11 protein-coding genes and 1 tRNA gene are annotated in these 11,559 nt (G+C 60.4%); 7 read left to right on the forward strand and 5 right to left on the reverse strand.

Annotation, left to right across the window (positions count from 1 at the left end; all coding sequences use genetic code 11):
• Window positions 1–24: 24 nt before the first annotated feature.
• Window positions 25–219: a hypothetical protein gene (locus A4G99_RS14510; protein WP_066144938.1), complete on the reverse strand. Its 195-nt coding sequence runs from the start codon at window positions 217–219 to the stop codon at window positions 25–27.
• 298 nt (window positions 220–517) lie between these two features.
• Between A4G99_RS14510 and A4G99_RS27340 the strand changes: the two genes are divergently transcribed.
• Together A4G99_RS27340 and gnd are read left to right on the forward strand one after the other, a co-directional pair.
• Window positions 518–778 (forward strand): hypothetical protein, encoded by a 261-nt coding sequence (locus A4G99_RS27340; protein WP_082837823.1) that lies wholly within the window; start codon window positions 518–520, stop codon window positions 776–778.
• The gene (gene gnd, locus A4G99_RS14515) at window positions 733–1,635 is read left to right on the forward strand and encodes a phosphogluconate dehydrogenase (NAD(+)-dependent, decarboxylating) (RefSeq protein ID WP_066144940.1); all 903 of its coding nucleotides are present in this window, start codon (window positions 733–735) and stop codon (window positions 1,633–1,635) included. The genes A4G99_RS27340 and gnd overlap by 46 nt, the downstream gene beginning before the upstream one ends.
• A gap of 78 nt (window positions 1,636–1,713) precedes the next feature.
• On the opposite strand, the gene A4G99_RS14520 is transcribed toward gnd, so the two are convergent.
• Complete coding sequence (locus A4G99_RS14520) at window positions 1,714–2,232, reverse strand: DUF1453 family protein (protein ID WP_066144942.1); 519 nt, start codon at window positions 2,230–2,232, stop codon at window positions 1,714–1,716.
• A 148-nt stretch (window positions 2,233–2,380) separates the two neighbouring features.
• Between A4G99_RS14520 and A4G99_RS14525 the strand changes: the two genes are divergently transcribed.
• Window positions 2,381–2,453 (forward strand) — tRNA-Arg (locus A4G99_RS14525).
• A 98-nt stretch (window positions 2,454–2,551) separates the two neighbouring features.
• Here the strand turns inward: A4G99_RS14525 and melA are convergent.
• Window positions 2,552–3,859, reverse strand: coding sequence for an alpha-galactosidase (melA, locus tag A4G99_RS14530; protein ID WP_066144944.1), 1,308 nt, complete (start codon window positions 3,857–3,859; stop codon window positions 2,552–2,554).
• A gap of 507 nt (window positions 3,860–4,366) precedes the next feature.
• Here melA and A4G99_RS25990 point away from each other — a divergent pair.
• The 4 genes from A4G99_RS25990 to trpB all read left to right on the forward strand — a co-directional run bounded on the left by A4G99_RS25990 (window position 4,367) and on the right by trpB (window position 9,505).
• Complete coding sequence (locus A4G99_RS25990) at window positions 4,367–4,528, forward strand: hypothetical protein (RefSeq protein ID WP_190303762.1); 162 nt, start codon at window positions 4,367–4,369, stop codon at window positions 4,526–4,528.
• A 491-nt stretch (window positions 4,529–5,019) separates the two neighbouring features.
• A complete protein-coding gene (locus tag A4G99_RS14540; RefSeq protein WP_303645617.1) occupies window positions 5,020–6,444 on the forward strand; it encodes an MATE family efflux transporter in 1,425 nt (474 codons plus the stop codon).
• A gap of 156 nt (window positions 6,445–6,600) precedes the next feature.
• Complete coding sequence (locus A4G99_RS14545; protein WP_066144951.1) at window positions 6,601–8,229, forward strand: alkaline phosphatase family protein; 1,629 nt, start codon at window positions 6,601–6,603, stop codon at window positions 8,227–8,229.
• A 106-nt stretch (window positions 8,230–8,335) separates the two neighbouring features.
• Window positions 8,336–9,505: a tryptophan synthase subunit beta gene (trpB, locus tag A4G99_RS14550; RefSeq protein ID WP_066144953.1), complete on the forward strand. Its 1,170-nt coding sequence runs from the start codon at window positions 8,336–8,338 to the stop codon at window positions 9,503–9,505.
• A 54-nt stretch (window positions 9,506–9,559) separates the two neighbouring features.
• Here the strand turns inward: trpB and A4G99_RS14555 are convergent, their stop codons facing one another.
• Together A4G99_RS14555 and A4G99_RS27345 are read right to left on the reverse strand one after the other, a co-directional pair.
• Window positions 9,560–11,098: a bifunctional UDP-sugar hydrolase/5'-nucleotidase gene (locus A4G99_RS14555; protein WP_223301886.1), complete on the reverse strand. Its 1,539-nt coding sequence runs from the start codon at window positions 11,096–11,098 to the stop codon at window positions 9,560–9,562.
• On the reverse strand, window positions 11,095–11,538 hold the full coding sequence (locus A4G99_RS27345) for a hypothetical protein (protein WP_223301887.1): 444 nt from the start codon (window positions 11,536–11,538) through the stop codon (window positions 11,095–11,097). The genes A4G99_RS14555 and A4G99_RS27345 overlap by 4 nt, the downstream gene beginning before the upstream one ends.
• Window positions 11,539–11,559 lie beyond the last annotated feature (21 nt).

Consider the following 11,559-nt stretch of genomic DNA (forward strand, 5'->3'; position numbering starts at 1 on the left):
TTCCCGTCCATTGATCGCGTGAAATCAACTCCGAACCGTCCGATACGTCCTGACGAGGAGGAATCCGCCCATCGTTCCGAGAGCCGTGACGACGGCGAAGAGGAAATTCGGGAAGTTCCGGACCACGAACATGAGATACGGTATCGTGACGAAAACGGCGATGAGACAGAGGAGAACGATAACGAGATTCAATCGCCAAACGATTCTATCCTCATTCATACCCTCAACACACCCCCCGTATTGTTATTTGTTTGGACCGGATGAAAGATACAAACGATTATCGTCGTTCGAGTTCGTGGCTCGTGACTCGACCGAACGACGTAGGGGTCAGGTGCGCAACTCCCTAAAATCCTGAAAGACTGGAAAGAAGAGTGATTTTGCCGAAGAAGTACCGATAGCCGCCATCCAGTTTTGCACCGATTGCTATCGATGTGTCTCTTCGCGTGCAAAATGCTCATAGTGCAATGTGTTGATTTTAGTTATATAAATGAATGCAACAACCCGGAAGAGAGTTCTCATGATCGTTCTCATTCTACTGATCCTCGGTATCATCGGCGGGTTAGCAAGCAGGCCGACCGCGGCGTCGGTAACTGACAGCGATCAGGTAACGGTCACGGACGTCGTGGACGGCGACACGCTGGATATCCAGTATTCGAACGGTTCGACCGATACGGTTCGTACTGACTCCGCAAAATCGCAACCCCTACCACCCCCGCCACGCAGGGTTCACCCATGCAACTGGGCGTCATCGGACTCGGACGGATGGGTCGCATCGTAGTGGACAGAACCCTCGACGCTGGACACGATATCGTGGCGTACGACGTCGCGGAGGAAGCCGTCGAATCCGCCGCGGAAGGGGGCGCGGAACCGGCCGACTCGGTCGCGGACCTCGCGGAGAAACTCGGCGACGAGAAACGGATCTGGTTGATGGTTCCCGCCGGTGACCCCGTGGACGCCGCCCTCGAAGATTTGGAACCGTACCTCGACGCGGACGACGTCGTCGTCGACGGTGGAAACTCGTACTTCGAGGACTCCGTGCGCCGAAACGAGACGACTTCCGCGACCTATCTCGACTGTGGAACGAGCGGCGGCCCGGCGGGGGCCGAACTCGGTTTCTCGCTGATGATCGGTGGGGAGCAGTGGGCCTACGACGAACTAACGCCCGTCTTCGACGCCGTTGCGACCGGCCCGGCGGGACACGACCGGATGGGCGAATCGGGGTCCGGCCACTACGTCAAGATGGTCCACAACGGCGTCGAATACGCACTGATGCAGACCTACGGCGAAGGGTTCGAACTGCTCCACGAGGGGCGCTACGACCTCGATTTGGAAGCCGTCGCGCGGACGTGGAACAACGGCGCGGTCATCCGCTCGTGGCTCCTCGAACTCTGCGAAGAGGCGTTCCGCGAGGAGGGCACCGATTTGGGCGACGTTGCCGACCACATCGCGGGCGGTTCGACCGGAACGTGGACGGTTCAAGAGGCACTCGAACAGGAAGTTCCCGTCCCGCTCATCTACGAGGCGCTTTCCGAGCGGTTCGGCAGTCGTTCCGGGGACGATGGCCGCTTCTCGCGCCGGTTGGCGAACCGACTCCGATACGGGTTCGGTCGGCACGAAGTCGCACGACAGGAGTAAGGCGTCGATTGGTGGGGTGGAAGACGAATGGAGGGGGGCGAAAGGGGACGGACGGAGGGAAACGAAGGGGGACGGAACTCACTCCGACGCCGTCGGGGTGGTCCGTCGAGAGACGACGAGAACGCCGGTCGAATAACAGGCGTAGTAGCCGAGGAACACGAGGAGGACCACGACCGTCAGCGGATCGGTCGGCATTCCGGATGCGGAAGTGCCGGTCGTCGTGGAGTTCGCCGCGTTACCCATCACCAGCGGATACAAGTGGCTCGCCAACCGGAGGAGAAACAGCGCGAAGACGGCGAGTCCGACGTACGGGTGCGGTTCGTAAAACGCACCGTCGTCCGTGTGTTCGAACTCCGTGAAGGTGAGACCGATGGCGGCAGTGACGCCGCCGATACCCACGCCGACCAGGTCTTCGAGAAGGTTCACCGGACTCGTCACCGACGACGCCACGACAAACGCGACGAGGACCGTGATGAGCACCGCTCGGAGTCCGAGACGCTTCTTCGATACCGGTTGCCGCCCGAACGACCGCTTGAATCGACGGTAGACGATCACGCCGAAGATTCCGACGGTGAAGAGGACCGGGAGGACGTTCATAGTCGGAATAACCGGATCGTTTTCTATCAACCTGCCGTTCGATTCGTCCCGTTCGGTTTCACGAACTGATCGACGGAGAGTTACAACGAAGGGAGACGCGCCCGATTTTCACAATGGTTAAACGGACACCGCCTGTACGGCGTGGTGAGGGCGCGTAGCTCAGTGGACAGAGTCCTTGGTTCCGGACCAAGATGTCGCGGGTTCAAATCCCGTCGCGCCCGTGCAGCGAGGAACGAAGTGACGAGCGAACCGGTACGCTGGATTTTGAATCCGACCAGTCGCATGCCCGCAGTTTCTCCGACGAAATCCCGTTTTCGACCTATTCCAGCGTCGGGATGTATTCGGCGTTGGCTTCGATGAGTTCCTCGGTCATCTCGTGGAGTTCGTCCAGCGAACAGGCCGCGGCGGAAAGCGGGTCGAGTTTGACGGCTTGGTGGATTTTCTCCCGGTTTCCTTCGAGCGCACCTTCGACGGTGAGTTCGTACACGGCCGAATGCTGGCGGTCGAGCGCGGCGAGTTGGGTCGGAAGCGCGCCGACCGACGCGGGGTGAAGACCGGTTCCGTCGACGAAAACGGGGACTTCGACGCAGGCGTCGTTCGGGAGGTTCTCGATGGCGTTCGTCGCGTTCGGGACGTTCAGGTTGAACCGCCGCTGGGTACCGGTTTCGAGCGAGTGGATGATTCTGGACGCGTATTCCTCCGAGCGCTCGACGCCGACCGAATCGAGGTCGATGCCGAGTTCGGGGTCGTCCCGTTCCGCCGAACGGGCTTTCCACCCTTCCAGATACGTCGCGGTGGGCATCCGCTCCGCGAAGTTCGTCCCGACCATCTCCTCGATGGCCGCGTCGTCGGTGCGGACGTACGGGACGTACTCGCTCATGTGATGGCTCGATTCGGTGGGAAACGCGCCGAAGTGTTTCAGCATCTCGAACCGGACCGTGTCCTTTCGATAAGTTTCGTCGTTCTCGGCGGCGTCACGGAGCGCCGGGTAGACGGAGTGGCCGTCGTGTTCACACTCCAGGAACCACGCCATATGGTTGATACCCGCGACCCAGTACTCCAGTTCCGACGCCGGGACGCCGACGTACTCCGCGATGGCCTCGGCCGTGTGCGGAACGGAGTGACAGAGACCGACGACGTCGATGTCAGTCGCGTCGAACAGAGCTTTACAGAGGATCGCCATCGGGTTCGTGTAGTTGAGAAGGTGGGCATCGGGGCACAATTCTTCCATGTCGGCGGCGAGGTCGAGTATCGTCGGAATCGTACGGAGTCCGCGGAAAATCCCGCCCGGTCCGGTCGTGTCGCCGATGGATTGTTTCACGCCGTACTTCTCGGGGATACGAATCTCGTTTTCGAACGGTTCGGTTCCGCCGACGTTGATCATGTTCAGGACGTAGTCCGCGTCCGCGACCGCTTCTCGGCGGTCGAGTGTCGCTTCGACGCTCGCATCGAGCCCTTCGTTCTCGATCATCGCCTCGGCGATTCGATGGGTTTGGGAGAGGCGGTGCTCGTCGATGTCCATCAACGAGAGTTCGCTGCTCGAAAGCTCCTCGAACGAGAGTATATCCCCGATCAATTTCCTCGCAAAGACCATACTCCCCGCACCGATCAGGGCAATCTTCGGCATGGTAGGGATATCTCCTCGGCGAGGTCATTACCATTTCGCCGGATAGCATCAGAATTATGTCGAGCGTACGGCGTGAAGAACCGCCCCTCGTTCTGCTGGCGCGTCACCCAACACTGCACATGCTCTCTCGGGAGCAAAGGGCTTTTCCGACGCACTCACAGAGCATGAAACCATCCCACGCCGTGCCCGGTAGCCCCAAGGCCAAAAGGTGCTCCGGTGAGAAACACACGGCGGGGATGTACTTGATGTATGTAGTCCTCACCTATTAGAGTTACAACTCCGTTTTTCGGTGTGAACTGTTTAAGCTACTGTTCGAAAACATCACGAACAGTGGGGACAAACAAATCCATAAACAGACATTATTGGACGTATAGAACCGTGAAAACCGCGTGACGTGGCCGAACGTGCCAGTTTGGAGCACTGAATCGAGGTCGCCATTTCATATCCATTCCAGACTATTCAATTATACGTCACATAATAAAGGTAGATGCATGCCAACAGACTACCATGGCGATCAGCCTGAATGACCCGGAATACACGGTTGAGAGTCCCGCCGACCGACCCTCCCTTCGAGAGACGGACGACGGCGAATGGATCGCATCCGACACGAGCGGACGTTCGTGTCGTGGGGCGACGCCAGCCAGTGCCATCGCGTCGCTCCGGCAGTAATTATCCACACAAGTATTTTCACCCAAACTTCGATTCAGGTTAGTGCTACGCTGTTGTAGCTGGTAATTACTTAATCTAACAGTCGTCCAAGCCGAAGTATGCCCATTGGTTTGCCAGAATACGCCGTTCGAAATCCCGCACAGTGTCCCCAGGTCCGACAGATTTCCAACAATAAATGGAGAGCCAAGGACGAGCACGGTCGGTGTGCTTCGGGGTCGACGCCCGCCCAAGCGATAGCGAGACTGAAGCCATAACCGCGAATTATCCCGAATAACGCGATTTAGGGGGTGTTTAATCGACGACCGCTTGAGCGGCGAGTCAGTACGAGTTCGAACGTCGTGCGACAGAACGACTGATTTGAGAACCGTCTGACCGGAGCGGGGTAGAGCCGTGGGTCTCGAAACGACGATTCGAAAGGAAGTACGGCACAGTTCGTCGATCCGAGGACGATTCGGAATCTTGATGTCAAGGTGTTTCGTTTCGAAGGTACGATGACCAGCACACAGTCCAGCAGTTCGATCACAGAGGGTGGACTGGTGCGACCGATGTTCGAACTCGCGTGGCCGATCGTCGTCATTCAGCTTCTACAGGTGATGTACAACGTTGCGGACACCTTTTGGCTGGGACGGTTGTCGTCCGCCGCGGTCGGCGCGATGAGTATCGCATTTCCGCTCATCTTCTTCCTCATCTCCGTCGCGGGCGGGTTTACGACGGCCGGGAGCATCTTGGTCGCCCAGTTCACCGGGGCGGACAGCGAAGGATCCGCGGGAAAAGTCGCGGGCCAGATTCTCTCGTTCGTCCTGTTACTCTCCGTCCTCCTCGCTATCGCCGGATACTTCCTCACCGAACCGATGCTCTCGGTGATGCCGTCGCAGGGCGCGACGGCCACGCAGGTCGTTCCGCTCGCTCGGGAGTACATGGAGACGTACTTCCTCGGATTGCCCTTCCTGTTCGGGTTCTTCGTCTTCACGTCGTTGATGCGCGGGTACGGCAACACCCGTACCCCGATGCGTATCATGCTAGTGAGCGTCGCCGTCAACGTCGTTCTCGACCCGGTTCTCATCTTCGGGGCGGGACCGATTCACGGCATGGACGTTCGGGGCGCGGCGCTCGCGACCATCTCCGCACGGGCCGTTGCGAGCGTTCTCGGACTGTACGTCCTCTTCTACACCGACGCAGGACCGAACGTCAGCGTCGACGACCTCGTCCCGGACCTCGGTCTTATCTGGAAGATAATCCGAATCGGCACGCCGAGCGCTCTCGAACAGTCCACGAGTTCGCTCGCGATGATTTCGCTGACCGCGATGATCGTCCAGTTCCAACCGGCGGTGGTCAGCGCCTACGGACTCGGAAACCGCCTCGTGTCGCTCGTGTTCCTCCCGGCGATGGGGCTGGGACGAGCGACGAACACGATGGTGGGTCAGAACCTCGGCGCGAAGAAACCCGACCGTGCGGAGCGGGCGGTGTGGCTCGCGGCGAAGGTTGGCGCGGGTGTGATGTTCATCGTTGCAATCGTTGCAGCGTTGTTTCCCCACCCTATCGTCGGCGTCTTCATGGCGACTGGAACCGACCAAGCCCACGAAACGGTCAAGTTCGGGAGTCAGTACCTCCGGATACGATCGGTCGAGTTCGCGTTTATGGCCGTCCTACAGGTGCTCCTCGGCGCGTATCGCGGTGCAGGCAACACGAAATTGGCGATGGCGTTCTCGATGATCACGCTGTGGCTCGGGCGCGTCCCGACGGTGTACTTCCTCGCGTTCGTCCAGCATATGGGGCCGACTGGTATCTGGGTAGGGATGGCCTTCGGAAATATAATCGGAGCCATCGTGGCGGCTCTGTGGTTCACACGCGGGACGTGGAAGCGGACGGTCATCGACGAACCGAGTGTTACCCTCACTGACGGTGAAGGGGAATGACTATTCGGTTCCAGAATTAAGAGTAGCATAATAAAATGACTAGGGAGTGTAGGAGGTTCCAATGAGTCCGACGAGCGTCGTAATGCAAGGAGACACCTCTTGCTCGACGAACGGAACGACACGCGCTGGTCGCAGGTACGATCTAGGTGATGGTAAATGAGTAACGTAGATGTTCTTCTTATCGGTATCGACGCCGGATGTCTGCCCGTCTTCGAGCGGTTGTATGAGGACGACGTCATTCCCAACATCCGCTCCATCTGTGACGGTGGCGCATCCGCACCGCTGGAATCACAGATGCCGCCGTGGACCCCGAGTGCGTGGCCGTCGATGTACACCGGCGTCAACCCCGGGAAACACGGCGTCTGCGGGTTCGTCGCCTACGACGGATACGATTTCCACGTCGTGAGCGGGCAGGACGTCGAGGAACACTCGATCTGGTCGCTGCTCGACCAACACGACCTCACGAGCGTCGTCGTCAACGTCCCGGTGACACACCCGCCGGACGACATCAACGGCGCGCTCATTCCGGGGTTCATCGGTCCCGAAAACCCGCGCTGTTCCCCCGATGGACTGCTGGACGACATCCGCGAAGAGATCGGCGAATACCGCGTGTATCCGACCTACTCCCGCGAGGAGTCGGATTACACCGACGCACAGAAGATGGACGAATATACGAGTCTCGTCCGCATGCGAGGGGAAGCGTTCCGCTACCTCGCGGACGACTACGAACCCGACTTCGGGTTCGTCCAGTTCCAGAAGCCCGACACCGTCTTCCACGAGTTCGACGGCGACTGGGACAAAGTGAAGACCGTCTACGAGGAGACAGACAGGCAGGTCGGGAAACTGCTTGAGGAGTGTGACCCGAACACCGTCTTCATCGCGAGCGACCACGGGATGGGACCGTACGAGAAGTACGAGTTCCGCGTCAACGAGTTCCTCCGCGACGAGGGCTTCGTGAAGGCCCGAAACGGCGGACGCGGAATGCCGTCGTGGAACCCGATTCAAGACGAACTCCGGGAAGGGAAGGACACGAAGACGTGGGAGCCGAACACGTTCGAACGGCTGGCCGCGAAAGTGGCCCAGTTCGGCTTCACCGCGCATCGAATCCGAACCGGATTGGAGAAGGTCGGTCTCGCCGAGATCGCAAAACAGTACGCGCCGAAGAACGTGGCTCGGATGGCGAACGAACAGGTGGACTTCGCCAAATCGACCGCCTACGTCCGTGCACGAACCGAACTCGGCGTACGTATCAACTTGCAGGGCCGCGAACCGAACGGCATCGTCCCGCCGGAGAAGTACGACGAGGTGCGTGACGAGCTCATCGAGAAACTCAGCGGCGTCGAAACGCCGGACGGAGAACCCATCTTCGGCGAGGTCGTGCCCCGCGAGAACTACTTCCACGGGAAGAACGCGGACAACGCGCCGGACATCGTGACGATTCCGAACCAGATGGGCCAGTTCATCTCCGCGCAACTGCTCGGCGATTACTTCGCGCCGCCGACCGAACCGTGGAACCACAAACTCGAAGGCATCGTCGCCGCGAAAGGGGAAGGCATCGACGTGGACGCGATGCCGACCAAAGCACACCTCTTCGACATCGCGCCGACGATCATGTCCGCGCTCGGCGTGCCCTACAGCGACCGCATGGACGGGACGGTGATCCCGGTCGTCGAGGACGCCGGTTCGCAGTCCTACCCCGAATACGACGAGGAGAACGACGGTTCATTGGGCGACGACGAGGGCAACGTGGAAGAACGGTTGGCCGACCTCGGCTATATGCAGTAACGCTTCTGCCGACTCGCTTCCCCGTACTTCCCGACGAAGTTGTACACCGACGGACGGAGTAGTACCGTGGAGTAGATTTATGTTCTCTACTAACCATTCTGGATTTATGTCACGAGAACAATCCATCGAGTTCGGGACGTTCGGGGGGCGACACGTTCCCGAACCGCTGGAGGAACCGCTCGAACAGTTAGCAGGAGCGTACGACGAAATTTCGGAGACGGAGGAGTTCCAGTCGGAGTTCCGGTCCCTGCTCGAATCGTTCGCCGGTCGGCCGACACCGATCTATCACGCGAAACGGCTTTCTGCGGAGTACGGTGCACGGATCTACCTGAAGCGGGAGGACCTGCTCCACGGCGGGGCACACAAGATCAACAACTGTCTCGGGCAAGCCCTGCTGGCGAAACAGGCGGGCAAGGAACGACTCATCGCGGAAACCGGCGCGGGACAACACGGCACCGCGACGGCGATGGTCGGCGCGCTGCTCGACATTCCCACCGAGATTTACATGGGCAAAAAGGACGTCGAGCGCCAGAAGATGAACGTCTTCCGCATGCGCCTGATGGGTGCCGAGGTGAACGAGGTCACGCGCGGCGATTCGGGACTCGCGGACGCGGTCGATGCCGCATTGGAGGACTTCGCCCACAACGTGGACGACACGCACTATCTCGTCGGAAGCGTCGTCGGGCCGGATCCGTTCCCCCGCATGGTTCGGGACTTCCAGTCGGTCATCGGCGAGGAGGCACGGGAGCAGATTCAGGAGAAGGCCGGGAAACTCCCCGACGGCCGCGTCGCGTGCGTCGGCGGGGGGTCGAACGCCATCGGGTTGTTCCACGCGTTCCGCGACGACCCCGTCGAACTGTACGGTGCGGAAGGCGGCGGCGAAGGCACCGACTCGAAGCGCCACGCCGCACCGCTGGCGAACGGCACGACCGACATCCTGCACGGGATGCGAACGCGGATTCTGAACGACGACGTGGAAGTTCACTCGGTTTCTGCGGGACTCGACTACCCCGGCGTCGGTCCGGAACACGCCCAGTTCCGCGAGACGGGACGGTGTGAGTACACCGGCGTCACCGACGAGGAGGCGCTCGCCGCGTTCCGCGAACTCAGCGAACTGGAGGGCATCATCCCCGCGCTCGAATCGAGCCACGCCGTCGCACTGGCGAAACAGCTAGCCGCCGAAAAGGACGAGGACGACGTCATTCTCGTGAATTTGAGCGGCCGCGGCGACAAGGACATGGAACAGGCCGCCGAGTTGTTCGACCTCGGAAAATAAGGAAACGTTCGACCGGCAGACGAATTCAACCGACAGACGAATTCGACCGATCGATCAGACGGCCGCCATCGGCGGCACCGTCGCTCGGTTGGTGTCCTCGTTTTCGTTCGTCTCGTTCGTTCCGTCGCGCTCGTTCGCGCCGTGTCCGTTCCGGTCCGCGAGCGTCGCAGTCACGTCCGCGTTCAGCCGGGAGTAGTTGAAGTAGACGCGGTCGTACTGCGAGGATCGATACTCGCCGTAGAGGTCGAGCTGTGCCGTTTCATTACAGCCGACGAGCGACGCGAGTTCGGCGTCGTCGAACCGAACCGTGAGCGTGTCCTCGTCGGCGTCGTAGGTGACTTTCTCCGTGGCAACGGTGCGGTTGTCCGGAGTGGAGACGACGAACGTGTTCGGGGCGGTTGCGTCGTAGTCGTCCGGTGCGTCGAACTGCATGACGGCGTTTCCGTGCCCGTCGAGGGAGACGGATTCGTCGGCGAGTGACGTATCGACGCGCTGAATTCGGCCGTCCGTCGTCGGCGCGATTTTTCCGTTCGATTTCAGGTAGTCCACGACGGTGGTCGAGAGCAGTTTGTCCGTGCGCTGAACGACCGGCTTGTCGGCGAGCGGATAGCCGCTGCCGCCGCCAGCCATGAAGTCGTTGACGGCGACTTCGTACGTCGCGTTCGGATCGAGCGGTTTTCCATCGACCCGGACGTCGCGTATTTTTTGTTTTCCGTCGTGGCCGACCCACTCGAAGCGGACGCCGCTGACCTGCATCGACATCTCCGCGCCGTACTGCTGTCCGGCGTCACTTTCCATCGTCGTGATTTGGCTCGCGAGCGTCTCCTTGAGTTGTGCGCCCGTCAGTCGAACCGTCACGACCTTGTTCCCGAACGGGAGCGTGTTGAACACGTCCCCGCCCGTGATGTTTCCGGGGCCGTAAACACCGTTCGAACGGATTCCACCGGCGTTGGTGATGGCGACGTCGGCACCCGTTTGGGATCGCATCGCGTCGGTCACGAGGTCGCCGTAGTTGCTCTCGCGGTGGTAGTTCGTGGAGAATCGCGCGTCGAGCGGTGTCTCGGTGTACGCGATAGTCGAATCGAGGTCGACTTCCGAACGGTAGTCGTTGATGATCCGCGAGACGGTTTCGTTCTTCGGCGTCGACTCCGTGATGTTGATGAGTCGGCCGTTCGCGCCGACGACGTCGCCGTCCTCGACCGTGAGGTTGATTTCACTCAGGTACTCGGCGCGGGCTTCCGTCTCGCTGATGATGGTTCCGTCCACGACGCGCGGTCGGTAGACGACCTCGTCGTGACCGGTCAGCACCACGTCGGCGTCGGTCTGCTTTGCGACCGTTTCGGCTTCCTTGGTGCCTTCGTGGAGCAGGACGACGACCACGTCAACGTTCTTCTGTTGCCGAAGTAGCTTCTCGTACTTCTGCAGCGTCGGGACGACGGGTTTCGCGGTAATGTTGTGCGCCGAGAGGTTCTCCGAAACGGAGCCATCGACGCCGGGATAGATGGCACCGACGACGCCGACTTTGACGCCGCCACGGTGGACGACCTCGTAGGGCTGTGCTCCCTCGATGGTGTCACCGGTCGTCTCGTTCACGAGGTTCGCCGCAAGCCACGGGAAGTTCTCGGCGGGGACGCGTTCGCGAACGCGTCAGTTCCGTAGTCGAGGTCGTGATTTCCGACCGCTTCCGCGTCGGGATGAATGAGATCGTACACGTCAACGGGTGCGTGCCACCCCGAGACGGGCGAGAGCGCGTTCGGTGACAGTTCGTCACCGCCGCCCATGACGAACGTCGGGTTGTCGTGGGCCTGCCGACGCTCGTCGATTCGGTTAACGAGCCGCGGCACGTTGCCGTCCTTCGCCGCGGCGGTCTGAATGTCGTTGTAGGAGAGGATGGTCACGTTCGTCGAACTGTTCGTGGTTGCCGTGGTCGGTCCGGTGTCGGAGTGTCGCCCGCCGACGTTCACACCGAGTGCGGGAATCGCTCCCGCGCTCACGATGCAAACGAGCAGAACGACTGCAGTAGCACGTCGCATTCATCGTAGTAAAACTACCGT

Origin of the sequence: Haladaptatus sp. R4 (assembly GCF_001625445.1) — an archaeon.
GTDB lineage: Archaea > Halobacteriota > Halobacteria > Halobacteriales > Haladaptataceae > Haladaptatus.

Bases quoted from the DNA above. Each gene is read 5' to 3' on its own strand.
- A4G99_RS14510 (WP_066144938.1), bottom strand. From the start codon at position 219: ATGAATGAGGATAGAATCGTTTGGCGATTGAATCTCGTTATCGTTCTC.
- A4G99_RS27340 (WP_082837823.1), top strand. From the start codon at position 518: ATGATCGTTCTCATTCTACTGATCCTCGGTATCATCGGCGGGTTAGCA.
- gnd (WP_066144940.1), top strand. From the start codon at position 733: ATGCAACTGGGCGTCATCGGACTCGGACGGATGGGTCGCATCGTAGTG.
- A4G99_RS14520 (WP_066144942.1), bottom strand. From the start codon at position 2,232: ATGAACGTCCTCCCGGTCCTCTTCACCGTCGGAATCTTCGGCGTGATC.
- melA (WP_066144944.1), bottom strand. From the start codon at position 3,859: ATGCCGAAGATTGCCCTGATCGGTGCGGGGAGTATGGTCTTTGCGAGG.
- A4G99_RS25990 (WP_190303762.1), top strand. From the start codon at position 4,367: ATGGCGATCAGCCTGAATGACCCGGAATACACGGTTGAGAGTCCCGCC.
- A4G99_RS14540 (WP_303645617.1), top strand. From the start codon at position 5,020: ATGACCAGCACACAGTCCAGCAGTTCGATCACAGAGGGTGGACTGGTG.
- A4G99_RS14545 (WP_066144951.1), top strand. From the start codon at position 6,601: ATGAGTAACGTAGATGTTCTTCTTATCGGTATCGACGCCGGATGTCTG.
- trpB (WP_066144953.1), top strand. From the start codon at position 8,336: ATGTCACGAGAACAATCCATCGAGTTCGGGACGTTCGGGGGGCGACAC.
- A4G99_RS27345 (WP_223301887.1), bottom strand. From the start codon at position 11,538: ATGCGACGTGCTACTGCAGTCGTTCTGCTCGTTTGCATCGTGAGCGCG.